General features: G+C 55.8%; 15 protein-coding genes and 1 tRNA gene. 12 read left to right on the top strand and 4 right to left on the bottom strand.

Annotated features, from left to right (window positions below; translation table 11 throughout):
- Positions 1-60: 60 nt before the first annotated feature.
- From Poly41_RS05200 to Poly41_RS05170, 7 genes are read left to right on the top strand one after another with little or no spacing between them, the layout of a single operon-like run.
- Positions 61-1,242: an ABC transporter substrate-binding protein gene (locus tag Poly41_RS05200; protein WP_146524774.1), complete on the top strand. Its 1,182-nt coding sequence runs from the start codon at positions 61-63 to the stop codon at positions 1,240-1,242.
- Complete coding sequence (locus tag Poly41_RS05195; protein WP_146524773.1) at positions 1,239-2,381, top strand: CaiB/BaiF CoA transferase family protein; 1,143 nt, start codon at positions 1,239-1,241, stop codon at positions 2,379-2,381. Before Poly41_RS05200 ends, Poly41_RS05195 begins: the two co-directional genes overlap by 4 nt.
- Positions 2,374-2,610 carry a hypothetical protein gene (locus Poly41_RS05190; RefSeq protein ID WP_146524772.1) on the top strand — a complete coding sequence of 79 codons (237 nt, stop codon included), beginning with the start codon at positions 2,374-2,376 and terminating at the stop codon, positions 2,608-2,610. The genes Poly41_RS05195 and Poly41_RS05190 overlap by 8 nt, the downstream gene beginning before the upstream one ends.
- Positions 2,611-2,666: 56 nt before the next feature.
- Positions 2,667-4,208 carry an alpha-L-fucosidase gene (locus Poly41_RS05185; protein ID WP_146524771.1) on the top strand — a complete coding sequence of 514 codons (1,542 nt, stop codon included), beginning with the start codon at positions 2,667-2,669 and terminating at the stop codon, positions 4,206-4,208.
- The gene (locus tag Poly41_RS05180; RefSeq protein ID WP_146524770.1) at positions 4,205-5,356 is read left to right on the top strand and encodes a CaiB/BaiF CoA transferase family protein; all 1,152 of its coding nucleotides are present in this window, start codon (positions 4,205-4,207) and stop codon (positions 5,354-5,356) included. Before Poly41_RS05185 ends, Poly41_RS05180 begins: the two co-directional genes overlap by 4 nt.
- A gap of 12 nt (positions 5,357-5,368) precedes the next feature.
- Complete coding sequence (locus Poly41_RS05175) at positions 5,369-6,607, top strand: extracellular solute-binding protein (RefSeq protein ID WP_146524769.1); 1,239 nt, start codon at positions 5,369-5,371, stop codon at positions 6,605-6,607.
- Positions 6,608-6,661: 54 nt separating this feature from the next.
- Positions 6,662-7,735, top strand: coding sequence for a Gfo/Idh/MocA family protein (locus Poly41_RS05170; protein ID WP_146524768.1), 1,074 nt, complete (start codon positions 6,662-6,664; stop codon positions 7,733-7,735).
- A gap of 23 nt (positions 7,736-7,758) precedes the next feature.
- On the opposite strand, the gene Poly41_RS05165 is transcribed toward Poly41_RS05170, so the two are convergent.
- Together Poly41_RS05165 and Poly41_RS05160 are read right to left on the bottom strand one after the other, a co-directional pair.
- Positions 7,759-9,321, bottom strand: coding sequence for an alpha-N-arabinofuranosidase (locus Poly41_RS05165; RefSeq protein ID WP_197231075.1), 1,563 nt, complete (start codon positions 9,319-9,321; stop codon positions 7,759-7,761).
- A gap of 88 nt (positions 9,322-9,409) precedes the next feature.
- Positions 9,410-10,711 (bottom strand): DUF481 domain-containing protein, encoded by a 1,302-nt coding sequence (locus Poly41_RS05160; protein ID WP_231615415.1) that lies wholly within the window; start codon positions 10,709-10,711, stop codon positions 9,410-9,412.
- Between the two features lie 319 nt (positions 10,712-11,030).
- Here Poly41_RS05160 and Poly41_RS05155 point away from each other — a divergent pair.
- A tRNA-Cys gene (locus Poly41_RS05155) sits at positions 11,031-11,103 on the top strand.
- Between the two features lie 127 nt (positions 11,104-11,230).
- Here the strand turns inward: Poly41_RS05155 and Poly41_RS33835 are convergent.
- Together Poly41_RS33835 and Poly41_RS05150 are read right to left on the bottom strand one after the other, a co-directional pair.
- Positions 11,231-11,392: a hypothetical protein gene (locus Poly41_RS33835; RefSeq protein ID WP_197231074.1), complete on the bottom strand. Its 162-nt coding sequence runs from the start codon at positions 11,390-11,392 to the stop codon at positions 11,231-11,233.
- 548 nt (positions 11,393-11,940) lie between these two features.
- Positions 11,941-12,939: an AraC family transcriptional regulator gene (locus tag Poly41_RS05150; protein WP_146524767.1), complete on the bottom strand. Its 999-nt coding sequence runs from the start codon at positions 12,937-12,939 to the stop codon at positions 11,941-11,943.
- Between the two features lie 218 nt (positions 12,940-13,157).
- Here Poly41_RS05150 and Poly41_RS05145 point away from each other — a divergent pair, with 218 nt between their 5' ends.
- The 4 genes from Poly41_RS05145 to Poly41_RS05130 all read left to right on the top strand — a co-directional run bounded on the left by Poly41_RS05145 (position 13,158) and on the right by Poly41_RS05130 (position 17,364).
- Entirely contained in the window at positions 13,158-13,553 is a 396-nt protein-coding gene (locus Poly41_RS05145) for a hypothetical protein (protein ID WP_146524766.1), read from the top strand.
- Positions 13,554-13,668: 115 nt separating this feature from the next.
- Positions 13,669-13,851 carry a GxxExxY protein gene (locus tag Poly41_RS05140; RefSeq protein ID WP_146524765.1) on the top strand — a complete coding sequence of 61 codons (183 nt, stop codon included), beginning with the start codon at positions 13,669-13,671 and terminating at the stop codon, positions 13,849-13,851.
- Between the two features lie 154 nt (positions 13,852-14,005).
- Positions 14,006-15,628, top strand: a complete 1,623-nt coding sequence (locus Poly41_RS05135) for an amidohydrolase family protein (RefSeq protein ID WP_146524764.1) — start codon at positions 14,006-14,008, stop codon at positions 15,626-15,628.
- Positions 15,629-15,687: 59 nt separating this feature from the next.
- On the top strand, positions 15,688-17,364 hold the full coding sequence (locus Poly41_RS05130) for an amidohydrolase family protein (RefSeq protein ID WP_197231073.1): 1,677 nt from the start codon (positions 15,688-15,690) through the stop codon (positions 17,362-17,364).
- Positions 17,365-17,386: the final 22 nt, after the last annotated feature.

The following is a 17,386-nucleotide window of genomic DNA, read 5'->3' as shown; positions in this document are numbered from 1 at the left end:
GGGCACGCAAGTGTTTTCATATGCGAAAATATTTTTCCTTATGCAAGAAATCGTTTTTCCATGACGCTCGCCTCGACTCCGCTTCGCGGCATCACCTGGGACCACACTCGCGGCTACCTGCCCATGGTGGCGACGGCTCAACGGTTTGGCGAACTTCATCAGGGGATCGACATCCGCTGGGAAAAACGGTCCTTGCAAGCGTTTGCCGATCAGCCCCTCGGGGAACTGGCCGCCGAGTACGATCTGTTGGTGATCGACCATCCATGGGCTGGATTTGCGGCCGAACAGGGAGTGCTCGAACCCCTTGATCCGATCTTGCCCCAAGCTTTTCTCTTGGAACAGCAAGCACAATCGGTCGGCGCCTCGCACGAAAGCTATCGCTTTGATGACCAGCAGTGGGCTTTGGCCATTGATGCAGCCACGCCGGTCGCTTCCTGGCGCGCCGACCTACTTGCCAAGCATGGCGTCTCCGTCCCTCATACCTGGGAGGATCTGATCCACTTGGCTCGCAAAGGCTTGGTGCTCGTGCCCGGTATCGCTCAGGACACGTTGATGAATTTCTACATGCTCGGTTGTCGGTTGAGCGAAGACGTCTCCGAAGGGGGTCTGTTTCACAGTCGGCACGAGGTGATCGACCTAGAACGGGGCATTGAGGTACTTGAGCGATTGCGGGAATTGGCATCCTTCTTGCCTCGTGAATCGTTTGATTGGAATCCGATTCGCATCTACGAACGAATGACCCAAACGGACGATTGGGCTTATTGCCCGTTTGCTTATGGGTATTCGAACTATGCCCGCGAAGGCTATGCGCGTCGGCGACTGAAATTTGGCGACGTGGTTCAGTATGGCTCTCGGCGAATGCAGACAACTCTCGGTGGCACGGGGCTGGCCATCTCCAGTCGCTGCAAGCATTTGGATGCGGCCATCGATTACGTGCAGATGGTGGCTGGCCCGCGATGCCAATGCACGCAGTTCACCGAGAACGGCGGTCAGCCCGGTTGTCGGCTCGCCTGGTTGGATGATGAATTGAATCGGCGCACCGACGACTATTTTCGTGATACGTTGCCCTGTTTGGATCGTGCCTATTTGCGGCCTCGCTACAGCGGCAGCCTGCGGTTCCAGGGACGTGATGGAGGCGGCGCACCGATTCGAGCCTTCTTGAGGGACGGCGGCGACCCCAAAACGGTGCTCGAGCAACTCAATACCCTGTACCGCGAATCGCAACAAGGAGCTTCGGCATGAGACCACTGGAAGGACTCGTTGTCCTTGAGTTTTGCCAATACCTTGCGGGCCCGTGGGCTGGATTGCGATTGGCGGATCTGGGGGCGACGGTGATCAAGATCGAACGCCCCGGCTCGGGTGAGGCCTGCCGGCAATTGGCAACCAAGAACCTGTTTGTCGATGGCGATAGTTTGGTGTTCCATACCATCAATCGCGGGAAACAATCTTTTGCTGCCAATTTGAAGGATCGGGATGACTTGGCATGGGTCAAGAAGTTGGTCGCGCGTGCGGATGTGATGACACACAACTTTCGCCCGGGTGTGATGGACAAACTGGGGCTCAACTACGACGTCGTCCGCGACCTGAATCCTCGCATCGTTTATGGAGAGGTTTCGGGATACGGCACCGAAGGACCTTGGCGGGACAAGCCCGGCCAAGACTTGCTTGCACAATCGATGACTGGTTTGATGTTCCTATCCGGTCGCCGCGATTCGCCTCCGGTCCCCATCGGCTTGGCGGCAGCGGATGCCATTTGTGGAGTCCATTTCGCCCAAGGGCTTTTGGCTGCACTGGTTCGACGTGGAAAGACGAATCAAGGTGCTCTCGTCGAAGTGAGCCTCGTCGAATCGACGATGGATATGCAATTTGAAGCACTGACGACGTTTCTGAACGACGGACATCGGCTACCCAACCGCAGTCCCAACTTCGCGGCTCACCCTTATCAAGGGGCTCCGTACGGCGTCTACCCCACCGCCGATGGGCACTTGGCCTTAGCAATGGGGCCGCTGCAGAAGCTTGGACCACTGCTTGGGTCCGAGCCGATCACCTCATTCGTCGAAGAACAGGCCGGTTTCAAACATGCTGTTCAAATCCGGGAATTGATAGCGGAAAGGCTATGCACGCTACCAACGTCGCATTGGCTCGAATTGCTGGAATCCGCCGACGTGTGGTGCGCGGAAGTCCTCACTTACGAGCAGCTCCGCCAGCAAGAAGGCTATCAGATTCTGCGAATGGAACAGGACGTCCGCCGAGCGGATGCGGTCGTGCGAACGCTTCGCTGTCCGGTACGAATTGATGGGCATCGCTTGTACTGCAACGACGCCGCTCCGCGAGTGGGGCAAGATACGGAACGCATCTTAAAGGATCGAGATCATGCCTGAGTCAACACCTTCGGAAACCCACGCGGACATCCCTGCTTTCAATGTCGAAACATGGATGTATGAAGACTTTGAGATCGGCCTGAAGCGTCGGTCCATCGGCCGCACCATCTCGGAAGGCGAGGCGATGATGTTCAAGGGTGAAGGCGAACTCGTCATGTATGCCGAGCATTTACAAACCGTGAAATACCGTGAACCGTCCAAATGGGCCGACCAAGTGGAAAAGAAATAAACAGCCCCTCCGAAGATCACTCCCCCTGTCATGACCCTCCCGAAAGTCGAACCATCATGAAGACATTTCTGCGTCTCGTCGCACGATTACTACTCCCTTGCCTTTTATTACCGACGCTTGCAGCGGATGAGCCTGAGCCCGGTTCGCTCCATCCCCGACCGTTCCAAGCCAATTGGCAGTCGTTGGAGCAATACGAATGCCCCGACTGGTTTCGCGATGCGAAATTCGGCATCTACGCTCACTGGGGCGTTTACTCAGCCTCACAAGGCAAGCGTAACACCGACTGGTACGGCCGAAACATGTACAAACCGGGGCATCCGAACCATGTCGAGCACCTCGAAAAGTTTGGTCCTGTGTCCGAGTTCGGTTACAAAGATCTGGTCCCCCTGCTGACCGCCGAGAAGTTTAACGCCGACGAGTGGGTCGACGTTTACGTGCAAGCAGGAGCTCGTTTCGCCGGCCCAGTCGGTGAACACGCCGACGGTTTTTCGATGTGGGACTCGAAGGTGAATGAATGGAATGCAGCGAGCAAGGGACCCCGTCGAGATGTGGTCGCCGAGATGAAGAAAGCCGTGGAAAAACGAGGGCTGAAGTTCTTGGTCAGCATGCACCATTCTTGGCATTGGGGATGGTTCCCAACCTGGGACAAGAACACCGATGCTTCCGACCCAACCTACGCTTCCTTGTACGGCCCGCAGTATCCGTCTTCCGATGCTCAAAGCATGGGCCGACTCGGCAATGTCAATCCCAACATGTGTATCGACCCGATGCCGTCGGACGAGTGGGAGCAACTTTGGCTCGACAAAATCAATGAAGTTGTCACAGGCTACTCGCCCGATCTACTTTGGTTCGACAATCGGCTCCAGATCTTTACCGAGCGTGCTCGGATGCAAATGGTCTCGGAATACTACAACCACGCGTTGGCACAGGGTCAACAACCCGTGTTAACTTACAAACGGCCCGACTTGGCCCTGGGGACGGCAACGGTCGACCTGGAACGCAGCCGGATGCCCGACATCTATCCCGATCCCTGGTTGACCGACACTTCGATCTCGCCATCGACATGGGCCTTTGCCGCCGACATGGACGTTTATCCCGTTGACCGGATCGTGGACGACCTCGTGGACATTGTCAGTAAGAATGGCTGCATGCTGCTGAACATCGCTCCCGCGCCGGATGGAACCATCCCAGAAGCTCAAAAGGAAATCTTGCGAGGCATTGGGGATTGGCTGCGTATCAACGGCGAAGCGATCTACGGGTCGCGTCCCTGGTTGGTCTACGGAGAAGGCCCGACCGTTACACCTGTGGGGCACTTGTCCGACATGGGGTTTGATGGTTTCTCGGGCGAAGACGTTCGTTACACAACCAATCAGGGCAATCTCTACGTGATTGCGTTGGGCGTCCCCGACGAAGGCAAACAGGTCGTTTGCCGCTGGCTTGGGGGCGGGACCTATCGCGGTGAGGTATCGGACATCTCCCTGGTTGGCTACGACGGCAAAATCAACTGGAAACGCGATGCGACCGGTTTGTTCATCGAAGTCCCCACCGACACTTCGCTCAAGCACGCCTTGACTTTCAAGGTCATTCGAGAATCATGAAACCACTTGAGAACCTGCTCGTCGTCGATCTGAGCCAATTCCTTTCGGGCCCATCCGCCTCGCTGCGTCTGGCCGACTTGGGCGCACGCGTGATCAAAGTGGAGCGTCCTGGCACGGGCGACATCTGTCGCCACTTGTACGTGTCGGACATCGACATTGACGGTGAATCGACCATCTTCCACGCAATCAACCGCAACAAGGAAGGTTACGTTGCCGATCTGAAGGATCCGAAGGATCTTGCGAAGATCAGGAAGCTCATCGACCGAGCCGATGTGGTCCTTCATAATTTTCGCCCCGGCGTGATCGATCGATTGCAGCTGGATTATGCGACGGTCAAGAAGACGAACCCCGGAATCGTCTACGCCGAAATCAGCGGCTATGGCAAACAGGGTCCGTGGCGTGAAAAAGCGGGCCAAGACTTGCTGGCTCAATCGCTTTCGGGCATGACTTGGCTCAGCGGCAATGCGGAGGATGGTCCCGTTCCGGTGGGGGTTGCGATCGCTGACATCTGGGCCGGTGCGTTGCTGGTGACGGGCATCTTGGCATGTTTGGTTCGTCTCTCGATCGGCCTGAATGGACGCGACCAAGGTGGGCTCGTCGAAGTCAACATGCTCGAAGCCATGCTTGATTATCAATTCGAACCTCTCACCGTTTACCTGCAAGACGGTGAACTGCCGCAGCGAACGAAAACCAACAATGCTCATACACTGTTGGGAGCGCCCTACGGAGTTTACGCCACCGCCGATGGATACCTGTCGTTGGCAATGGGAAGTATCCCGAGGCTTGGCGAGCTTTTGGAATGCCCGCCGCTGGGCGAATACATCGACCCCCACAGCTGGTTCGACCAACGCGACGCGATCAAGCAGATCTTGGTGGATCATTTGAAGACTCGCCCCACCGCCGAGTGGCTTTCCATCCTGGAACCCGCCGACATTTGGTGCGCCGAAGTACTGGATTGGAATCAGATGATGGGCAAGCCAGGGTTTCAAGTCTTGGACATGACCCAGCAAGTGGTCCGCGGCAACGGGACTCGCTATGCGACCACGCGCTGCCCGATTCGAATCGATGGGCAACGGCTCACCGCATCAAGAGGGTCGTGTGATCTTGGCGAACACAACACCGTGCTGGATCAGGAATTCTCTCTTTAGGGCAGCTTCAATATGACCACCAGGAATCGCAAAGACGTGCTACGAATCGCGGTTCGACAATTTGAACCGTTTGAACGATCGATCGCCGAAATGTGGGATGCGTTTTGCCAAACAACTCCATGCAATCTGCAGCTTGAAGCGGTGCCGCTGGATTTGCATCCGCTGTATGATTCGATTCTCGGTAGCGATGGGCTGCGCAAGGGGGATTGGGATATCGCGCAGATCACGACCGATTGGATTGCCGAAGCCCAAGCGACCGAATCGCTGCTCGACCTCAAGCCCCTGCTCGATTCGGATCCGCCCGAAGACTTTCCGATCGGATGGTCGCCATCGATGCTCGGGTTCCAAGATTTCGGCGACTCGATCGTTGGGGTGCCGTTCCACGATGGCCCTGAATGTTTGATTTACCGCAAAGATCTCTTTGAGGATCCATCAAATCGCGAATCCTTCCTCGCGCAAACGGGGAAAGAGTTGGCACTACCGGAAACGTGGGACGCCTTCCACCAGCTCGCTCGCTTCTTTACGCATCCCGAGCAAAACCTTTACGGCACGGTGGTCGCCGGTTACCCGGATGGCCACAACACCGTGTTCGATTTTGCGCTGCACGTTTGGACTCGAGGCGGCGAACTGGTCGACGATTCGGGACGGGTGCGAGTCGATACCCAGGCGGCTCACGATGCGATGCGATTCTATCGGGACCTGTTGCAAGATCATTCCGCCATACACCCCGATTGCCGACAACTCGACTCCGTCAAATCAGGACTCGCGTTCGCGCGCGGCGAAGTCGCGATGATGGTCAATTGGTTCGGATTTGCATCGATGAGCGAGGTGGTCGCCGAAAGCGTGGTGAAAGGAAAAGTGGACATCGGCCCCATCCCCCACGCTGCCGCGTGCAACTCCGCTTCTTTGAATTGCTACTGGCTTTATGCGGTAGGCAAAGGGTCACAACATGCAAGGATCGCTTATGATTTCATCTGTTTCATGGTCAATCGCAAGAACGACAAACGATTGACGCTCAATGGCGGCACGGGATGCCGAACCAGCACATGGCACGACGCGGATGTCAACCGAGAAGTGCCCTACTACCATCGCCTTGAAGCGTTGCACGAGCACGCTCGAACCTTGCCACGCTTGGCGAATTGGTCCAAGTTGGCCGAAGTCATTGATGAATTGGTGCTCAGCACCATGAACACCGAAACTCCGATTGAAGCCATCACGGCGAAGGCACAACAACGGATCGATACGATTTGACGATCATTCGGATCGGAACCTGCCTGAATTCCCTTTCTCTTGAGGACCCGAAACATGGACATCGACTACAAGCCGCAACTGCCTGATCGCGGCGTGCCGATTATCATCCTCGGGGCAGGGGGCATCGTCAAAGATGCGCACTTGCCCGCTTACAAACAGGCCGGATTCACCGTTCACGGGATTTACAATCGAACCGCGGAAAAGGCTCGTGCGTTGGCCGACACCTACGGCATCCCAAACGTCTATGACTCGGTCGAACAAGCGGTCGCGGACGCTCCTTCGCAGGTCGTCTGGGACATTGCCCTGATGCCACCTCAATTCGTGGACGTGCTGGATAAGCTGCCGGAGGGTTCCCACGTGCTGATTCAAAAACCGATGGGGGATGATTGGCAACAGACCCTCGCGATTCGCGACAAATGCCACGAAAAAGGGCATCAAGCCGCGATCAATTGCCAGCTGCGGTTCGCGCCGTTTGTGATGGCAACGCGGTGGCTGTTGGACCAGGGACTGCTGGGCGAATTGCATCACCTCGAAGTTCACGTCGAAGTCTACACGCCGTGGCATTTGTTCCCCCATATCCATCCGCTGCCTCGAGTGGAAATTCAACAGCACAGTATCCATTACGTGGATTTGGTTCGGTCGTTTCTTGGCGATCCCGACAAGGTCTATGCTCGAACCGTCAAGCACCCCAAGCAAGCCGAGTTAGCTTCGACCCGAAGCACCCTGATCATGGACTACGGCGATGACATTCAAGCAACCATCTTGACCAATCACGGCCATGATTTTGGGCCGCACAACCAACAAAGCTACATCAAGTGGGAAGGCACCCAGGGAGCCGTGAAGGCAAAGATGGGGCTGCTAATGAATTACCCCGACGGGGTTCCAGACCATTTCGAGTATTGCCTGCTCCGTGACGGAAAAGAACCCCGATGGGAAACCACGAAGCTTGACGGATCGTGGTTCCCCGAGGCATTCGTCGGCACGATGGCTTCGGTCCAACGGCACTTGGAGGGCAGTGCCCCCACGATGCCCACCTGCATCGAGGACGTGATGCGAACGATGGCATGTGTCGAAGCCGCTTACCGATCCAACGCCGAGGGTGGCGTTTGCGTCAATTACAGCGTCTAAGCCGTGTTGAACTTTCGAGTGGGCTATTGAAGCGTCAACACGACGACGGACTTGCTAGGCAAATCCACGTTCAACGTATCACCCTCGACCAACGCCGCGGTGAATTCAGTGGGCTTCACCGTTTCGGGATGGTCAAAGGTGTTGTGTGAATTCACGGCGGGGGCCGTCAAGACGCGGCCGGATACCGACTTCAGCGGAACCTCTCCAACAGCACAGGCCACGCGAATCGATTCCGTCGGGTGGGTGTTCACCAACGAGAGCGAAACCACTCCGTCATCACGACGAGTCGCCGATGCACTGACCGTTGGGATCGATTTGCCGTCGAGCGTGTACTTCGGCGTCTTCAATTCGATCGGCAGCACGGTACCGCCTTGATGAACTTTGAACATTTCAAAAACGTGGAAGGTTGGCGTCCGGAGCATCGCCTGCTTGTCCGTCAAGATCATGGCTTGCAGCACATTGATCGTTTGCGCGATGTTGGTCATCGCCACGCGGTCAGCGTGACGATGGAAGATGTGAAAATTCAAACCTGCAATGATCGCGTCACGTAGGGAGTTCTGCTGGTACAGGAAACCTGGATTCGTTCCGGGCTCTACATCCGTCCAGATGCCCCATTCATCAATGATCATGCCAACACGTTTTTGAGGATCGTGGCGATCCATGATCTCACCGTGCTTCGCGATCAATTCATCCATTCGCAGCGTTTGAAACAGCGTGGCGTGGTATTGGGCTTCGTCAAACTCGGTGGCGGATCCTTTTCGGCCCCAATCACCAGTGGGGAGGGTGTAATAGTGCAACGACAATCCGTTCATTCTTCGTCCAGCACGATCCATCAAGACCTCGGTCCAATTGAAGTCGCTTCCGTTTGACCCACAGGCGATGCGGTAGATCCTGTTCCCCGAGTAGTTTTTGACGAAGGTGTTGTAGCGTCGGTACAGATCGGCGTAGAACTCCGGTCGCATGTTTCCGCCGCATCCCCAACTTTCATTGCCGACTCCGAAGTAGGGAACCTTCCAAGGTTTGTCGCGGCCGTTTGCTCGCCGCAAGTTCGCCATCGGTGAATCCGCGTCGGACGTCATGTACTCCACCCAGTTCATCATCTCCTGGACCGATCCGCTGCCGACGTTTCCACAAATGTAGGGTTCGGCACCGATTTGCTCGCACAAATCAAGAAACTCGTGAGTGCCAAAGTGATTGTTTTCGACCACACCGCCCCAATGCGTATTGATCAGCTTAGGGCGATTTTCTCGCGGGCCAATCCCATCCTTCCAATGATACTCGTCGGCAAAACAGCCACCTGGCCAACGCAACACCGGAATCTCCAGTTCGCGAAGTGCAGCAACGACATCCTGGCGTATGCCGCGTGTGTTTGGGATCGAAGAATCCTCGCCGACCCAAATCCCTTCATAGATACATCGCCCCAAATGTTCGGCGAAGTGACCATAAACATTCGGGTTCACTTGGGGCCCCGTCGCATCAGCCCTCAGCGTCAAGGTTGCACCAGGATCTTCCGCCATCGCCGCGGAGACAAACAAGCCGATGCCGAAAAAAAGGGACAAAAGCAGCGAGGTCGGTTGGGGGCGCATCAAGTAGACTCGTGGTGTGAGAATCGGAAGGGGATGCTTGCTTGGCCCCGCATTCTACAGCACACGACTCCGCCGCACCAACACTTCGCTAGAACTTGTAAAGCAACAACAAGGAATAGTAGAGGTCGTTGTTTTTCGCTCCCTGCGGGGTACTGTCGTAGCGATCGGTCGCTGCCAATTTCAAACTAAGATTCTCACTGCCATCGAGTAAGATTTCCCACGAAAAGTCGCTAACCAGTCGATAGTCGGCAAAATCATCCCAGGCAGGAAAATAGTCGACCTTCGCTTTCAACTTTTGGCGACGGGTCAATTGACGTTCCGCTTCGAGTCCAAAAACCGCTTCAGGGGTCCACTCGTCAATCGGGGCTCCGATCTCGCGGGACGCACCGGCACCAAAACGCGTGACCAACGTGGTATCGTCAGTGCGAATCCAGTGATAGCCAACACCACCATTGATGTTGACCCGCAAATCGAACGCTTTGAACTTGTCCCACTCCATGCCATATTTCCCAAACAACGACCAAGGCGTCTCATTGATCATGCGGTCATAGTCGACATTAAAACGGCCATTGTCTTCGGTCGTCACATCACGGCTGCTGGCAACCCGGTAATCGACGTCAAGCGCCAAGGTGTAATCGTCTGTTTTCCGCTTCATCTCTAAGCCTGTCTGCAGCGCGAGTGTCTCGGCATTGCCCGAGCTGCCATCAAGACCGAACTCGGCATGGCTATTCCATCCTTGCATCCAACGCATGGGATATTGATACCAATGGATCACCTCTTGTTCGAGTGGAAGTGGTTCCATGGTGATGGGTTGATTGGCGAGCGGATCGGACGACGGCGGCGTGAAGGTGGGTTCGGAGAGGGGCTGAGGCAATTCGGTCGCAAGCCCTTGTCCAATCGGCGGCAGATCGGACCAATCGGTAAGCGGCACCGCGGACGGATCCGACGAAACTTGAGGTTCCGCAAGGCTGGGCCCCACAAGGCTGGGAGCTGTGCTTTGCGCTGCGATCCGGTCTTGCGTCGACGGCATTAATAGAGGCGAGCTAGAGAGCGTTTGAATCGAGGGGATATACGGTACGGTATAGGGAACCGGGCTCGGCGGCGCCGGCACCTCGTTCGACACCTGGGCGATCGCCTCGCTTGTTGCCGCGACTGAGTCGTTTGAAAATGAAGGGGTGTTCGGGACTTGGCTGTAACCCGCGCCCGTCCATCGAGAAACGCCCTGCTGCCATAGCGGGATGGCTGCCGCTTGGCCTAATTGCGATTCTGCGGCCGTTGTCGTTAAGGCAAACCACGCGGGCGTCCCGAACCAGACGGTCCAGATCATCCAGCGCGTCGCGGCACGGAAATCAATGCGGGAGTGGATCACAATCATTGCCCAACAGGTCACGAATACGGTCGACTAAAGGATACAGCGGCCATCACCATGCCGATGGAAATGCCCCAAAACCAACGGCTGTTCATGAGGTGTAACAAAAGCTCAGCTTGAATGTCACGACAGATTTGTTGTTCTCGAGACAAGCAAGCTAGCATTCATGACGGTCCCCGCCGCCAAAGCGACCCGCCGAAGATCTTTTTCGAGCGTCTGGCTAAAGAGAGACCCGAAAAGGATCCGATAGAAACCCCATATCCGGATCGCTTCGTCGATTTCTATCAATTTCGCGATCTTGACTAATCCGCACACATCTCCTAATTTGCGGGTCAACAAAGGCGACGTGGCCAAGTGGCTAAGGCGAAGGATTGCAAATCCTTTATTCGTGGGTTCGAATCCCACCGTCGCCTCTTTTCTGCAATCAATGCAGTTTCTTCAATAGCGAAAACCGTTCTTTCGTGACCTACCGAGCGACGGGATACGGGAAACCTCCGTCACCGCTCTGCACTTCGTTCAGCGGGATTGAGAGAACGGGACCTACGGAGGCTTCTTGGCCGGGCGATCTCGGTTTTCGGGTGCGGTTGCCAGCACCGCCTGCTTGACGAGTGGCTGGGTCGCTTTCCTCGCTTCCGGATGAAAGCCAAAGGCAATCATTCGTCCCTTGCCGAACTCTGCAGCAATGACTGCCTGCGTATTCACCCTTGTGCCTTGTTCTGAGTCGTTCGTACCGAACTCCGTGCGATAACGCCCCAGCCTGAGGTCGTCCGCCAAATTGTCTCTCGCGGCGGGCGACAGGAGCGGTCCGCCGGCAAAACGCGCCTCAAACGAATGGCCGGCTCGCGGGGGTCAACCTAAGTCTCGATAGACCAGTCGATCGACCGATCAAAACCGATTACGAAACCCATCCACCCAAGCCGGCTAACCGCCGGCTTTTTTCGTTTTTGGAGACAACCATCATCCAGCTTGCTGAAACCAACGCGTCTCGATAGGTTCGGAACAAGGCGAGGCAAGCATTTGCGCGACGGTAATCCGCCGTTCGGGCAACCGAACAAGAATTCCTGATAGGGTAGCCGAGTGCCAACGCCGCGGTCACGATTTAGTTCGTGGCAATCGTAACGATAACGCCATCCTTCAGCGTCCGACAATATGGGCTATTTGGCTAATATCTTTAGGTTCTACTGAATCATCATAATGTGCCATGGGATCGCGCTGCGGGCAAAGCTGAGGCCGGTCGCGTTGCTCTTGTGTCAGGCTCTTGGAGTCTGCGAAGGCAGATGACCAAATAGTTTCCTGAAGTCTTCTGCCAAACGGCTTCGGTCAAAGAAGCCGCCTTCCAGGGCTGCTCTTTTGATACTGACGTCATCCACACATGATGTGATCAGACGCTGACGCACCGCGTGGAGCCGGCGAAGTTTCAGGTATCGCATCGGGGAAATGCCGTAGGCCTGCTTGAAAGTGATTTGCAGCGTACGTGCACTGACGCCAAACTCTTTGCACAACTCGTAGAGGTGAATCGACTCTCGTCCAGACTCTTCGAAAATGTCCCTCACTCTAGACAAGAGACAACCGCTTGCGTGAAGCTGATCATTCGCCATCGAAGCCAGCGATGAATCGCGACAGAGAGTCTCGGCAATGCGATCGACTAGATTGTTTATCAGCGACGAAGTGCAGACTGGTTCGACTCCTGCATCCTCGTCGTTATCAATGATTTGAGTCAGCTCGACGATCAGTTGTCGCAGGGAATGCATCGCGACACGCCCGGGAGTCAGAAGTCGGCGTTTTGATGCCAGGTTCATCGGATCGTTTTGCAGACGCGCCCCGATCGCTTGCTCAAGCATTCCCTCGGGCAAAAACAATTGCGTGGCTCGACTACGACCTGACATATCGCCGAAATGCTCGCTGTGCGGGCCGTACAGCATGACTTGTGCGTCGTTGAGATGTTCGCCAGATATGAACGCGGGACGTGCCTGCGGTTCGGGAATGAACAGGGTGGTCCGATTCGATGCGTTTGCAGCCTCGGTGATCAGCTTGCCGGTCCAGCTAAACTGTTGAATTTGCAGCGGGCCGATTGACGTCAGCCGGGACTTCGCCGTGACGCTGCCACGTGCCGTTTGGATGAATCGAACGTCAGCACGGCCCTGGTAAGCCTCGGTCATTTCGCTGACGTCGGTAAACTGCCGCGTTTCGGTGGCGAATCGGTCGGACTGATTTTGAGCCGCACGAGCCATCGGTTGCGCTTTTTGCATATCGATTTCGTTGAGACAAGACACTCGAATTTTACATTCACACGGCCCCTGCTGATAGAATAGGCGGGGGGTAAGCCTGCGCGTTGGAAAAGGCGACGAGGTCGAAGTTGACTGTTGAATGTTCACTAGGAACAGTATCAACGAATTTTCAGCGTTCGAGTTCGCAATCAAGCAGTTTGCCAGTCCATCATGCACTACTTATCACTTGAGAATAAAAGATGGGGTCCGATCAAGCCGCAGAAATATTCTCCAATTCCCGTCGTAATTTCATCAAAATGGCCGCGGCCGGGAATTCGGTTGCTTCTGCTCTTTCCGCGGCGTCCGCTACCATTGCAGAAGAGGCTGCGGTGAGATTGCCCGAGAACGAACCGGGGTCTTACGAACCACCGGAGTACATCGTGATTGAAACGTCGGATGTCGCGGTGCTCAATGAAGTCGATCTTGTCGGCATCCTGCAAGCAACGTCAGGCCGTGCCGCGATCACCGTCGGACAGCTTCGGGAAGAGGAACCCCCGAGGTCCCGGACTGTGTTCATTGGCAGTCGCGGCGGAGTGAACAGCAGCGACATTTCCAAACTGTTTGAAACGCGCTCCATTCATCACCCAAATTCATAGGATCCCTCATGAGACCAATCGCAGACGCATCAAACGATTTGGCAACCAGAAATTAGTGTTTGATCAGCGTTGATTAGTGTTCCCCCGAATCATCCCGTAATTTGGATTCACCGAAATGTTGAAGCAAGAAGGTTACGATCTGATGGGGGCCGCTTTCGAGGTCTATAACGAGCTTGGCTATGGCATGGCAGAAGATGTCTTCCAGCGGGTGGGCAATCTCATCAACTTTGGGAAGAAAGGTGAGTTGGAATGGAAACGCTTTCTGATCGACGATCTTCACGTTCCAAAGAATCGATGAGAGGCAAATTGTGGAACACTCATAAACGCTAATCGCACACTAATCCGATCATCGCGTATAGAGCGATGGTCATCATTCGACTTCGTACTGTGAAAAACCACCGATTGGGACACGATCATTCCCGCAAACCTGTCAATCTCAAAGGGCCCACGTCATGAAGCTGATCGCTTACTCCTTAATTCTGGCTGCTGCCCTCTTTGGCGGCGCTACGCTTTCGGCCCAGGACCACGATGTCGTGATCAACAACGGCAGGGTCATGGACCCCGAGACCAACTTCGATGGCGTGCGCAATGTCGGGGTGAAGGATGGCAAGATCGTTGCGATCACCGAGGACGCCATCACCGGCAAGGAGACCATCGACGCCACGGGTCACGTGGTAGCTCCGGGCTTCATCGAGGGGCACCAGCACGCGACCGACCCGTTCAGTCGCAAGGTGAATTTGCGTGATGGCTTGACCACACAGATGGATTTCGAAGCAGGCGCCGGCGATATCGCCAAGTGGTATGCAGAGGCCGAGGGGAAAACCCAGAGCAACTACGGTATGGTAATGCTCGCGCTCATTGCCCGGATATCAGTGTTGGATGGCCCTGAAATCGCGGCTCTGGGTAATGACATGGGTGGCCTGTTCGCTCATACGGTGAAAGCCGCCGCCGTAAAGGCTGAGAAAGAGGGGCGCAAGCCAGGCTGGACGGCCACCTTGCCCAATAAGGAGGAGATGACCGAGATCATGCGCCTAGTCGACGAAGGCCTTCGCCAAGGAGCTTTAGGCGTAGGGGTTCCAGTCGGTTACATGACCACGGGTGTGACCCAGTACGAATTATACAAGTACCAGGAGTTGGCTGCAAAATACGGTCGCGTTACCAATGGACACGTCCGTTTTGCCGGCGTTCGCCCCCCAACTGGAGGGCAGCTTGGTATTCAGGAAATGCTTGCCAACGCCTTGGTTCTGGATGCGCCATTCATGGCCTCGCACCTGAACAGCAACATGGACTGGGAGTACACCATTCCTCTGATCAACGATGCCAGGGAGAAGAGAGGGGCCAAGGTGTGGGGCGAGGTTTACCCCTACGTAGCAGGTTCTACCATTGCCTCTACCGATGTTATTACAGAGGCAGGTATGGCTCAAATGGGAATCACCTATTCAGACGTCGCAAACCTTGATGGCACCCGTTGGGACAAGGCGATGTATGAGGACGTTCGCAAGAATGACCCCGGCAGAGCCGTTTTGATTTACATCAACCCGGAAGAGGACATCGTTAAATGGATGGCTCAGCCAGGTGTGGTCATCGTCTCCGACGGTATGGCGATCCAGGATGAGAACCTCGAGTATTACCCGTGGGATTCGCCTTATGAAGGCAAGTCAGTCCACCCGCGCAGCGCAGGGACACGCGCCAAGGTGCTGCGCATGGTGCGCGAAGACAAGATCATGCCCCTGATGGAGGCCATTTCCAAGATGAGCTACCTGCACGCCAAGTACTTCGACGAGTTGGGCGGAATCAGCCCATTCAGGACCAAGGGACGGGTGCAGGTGGGTGCTGACGCCGACATCGTCGTCTTCAACCCGGACACGGTCACTGACAACAGCACTTACAAGCCGGGCGAAGGAGCGCTGCCCTCTACCGGTATTCCCTACGTGTTGGTGAACGGCGTCGTGGTGGTGAAAGATTCCGAAGTGCAAAAGGTCTTTCCGGGTAAACCGATCCGTTTTCCGGTTCAGGAAAAGGGCCGCCTTGACCAGATTAATATCGAACCAAGGATTTTTGAACCGAACCAGTGAGTTCTGCAATCAGTGTTTGGTCTATTGAAGAGCGAGCACCTAAACAACCAACAACCAATATGAAAAACAAAATGAATCAAATAAGAAGAGTTCTTAAACAAGGGCGCAAGCAGTTTAATGTGTTCACCCTTGTTGCGGCTTTGACATCAAGCCTTCTCACCGTTTCGTCGGTCTTTGCCCAGGACTACGACCTCGTGATCAACAACGGCCGGGTCATCGACCCTGAAACGTTGTTCAACGACATCGCCAATGTCGGTGTTAAGGACGGCCGCATCGTCACGATCAGCAAAGAACCACTCAAAGGTGCCGAGACGGTGGATGCCACCGGCCATATCGTGGCACCGGGCTTCATCGACACCCATTTTCACTTTCAAATGCCGATCGGCTATTCCCTCGGGTTGCGCGACGGCCTGACCAGCAGCATGGATTTCGAGATGGGCTGTGCAGGATCCTATATCGACGGCTGGTATAAAGCACGCGCCGGTAAGACCCAGGCCAACTATGGCATTGCGGTCAGCCACGAATTTGCCCGTGCGATGTTCATCGACGGGTCAGACGGCGATTACCTGAAAGACGGCCCCATAGCCGCTTTAGAAACCCGGAAGAAAACTGGCTGGAGCCAGACTCGCCCGACCCTGGAACAGGGCAACGCGATTCTCGAAGAGCTTGACAAGGGCCTGCAGGCTGGCGCCGTGGGCGTCGGCAGCACCGTGGGCTACATGAGAGAAGGCGTCTCTTCACGCGAGATGTTCGAGGTGCAGAAAGTCGGGGCACGTTATGGCCGCCCAACCGGCGCACATACCCGCTACACGCTCGGCACCGACACCACGGAGAACAACGGCGCGCAGGAACTCGTCGCCAACGCTCTGGCGCTTGGCGCCCCGGCGATCGTCCTGCATTTCAACAACCCAGGCTGGCGGCTTGCACACGAAATGATCATCGGGCTTCAGGAACAGGGCCACAACATCTGGGGTGAAGTCTATCCCTACGCTGCCGGTTCCACCACGATCAATGCTTCGTTCCTGGAGCCTAAGAGCTGGGTCGACGACCTGGGTCATCGCTATGAAGATACCATGCTGGATCCGGTCACGGGTGAGTACTATACCTTGGAGACCTACAAGGCCACCGTCAAATCCGAACCGAGCAGGCCGATCGTCCTCTTCAAGATGCCCGAAGAAGACCAGGCGAAGTGGCTGACGCTGAAGGGCGTGACCATGGCCAGCGATGCGGTTGGTGCCACGCCGTACGACGCCCCGTGGGATTACCCGATGGAGAAGCTGGGCGGCACTCATCCCCGCACGGCGGGCGCCCGAGGCGCTACGATTCGCCTCGGTCGGGAAAACAACATCCCCATGATGCAGTTGATGTCGATCCTCAGCTACAACGCTGCCAAGCATCTGGGCGATACCGGTCTGAAGTTCATGCAAGAACGCGGCCGCATCCAGACTGGCATGGTTGCCGATATCGTGGTGTTTGACCCCGAACTCTTCACGGACAATTCAACCTACGAAAATGGCGCTATCCCTTCGACGGGCATGAAAGCCGTGATCGTCAACGGTCAGGTGGTTGTGCGCGACGATGTGCAGCTTCCGGTTTTTCCTGGTCAGCCGATCCGGTTTGAACCCGAAGACAAACCGCGCTTCGAGCCGATCTCGGTCGAGTCGTGGAATGCTACCTTCTCGACGGGTATGCCGGATACCTTCACGGGTGCCTTCCCCCAGAAGGTCGAAAAGTGATCACGTCACGCCCGTGATTTCC

Origin of the sequence: Novipirellula artificiosorum (genome assembly GCF_007860135.1) — a bacterium.
Taxonomy (GTDB): Bacteria; Planctomycetota; Planctomycetia; order Pirellulales; family Pirellulaceae; genus Novipirellula_A; species Novipirellula_A artificiosorum.
The sequence above is the reverse complement of the archived record's forward strand: the minus strand, read 5'-3'. Positions and strand labels throughout refer to the sequence as shown.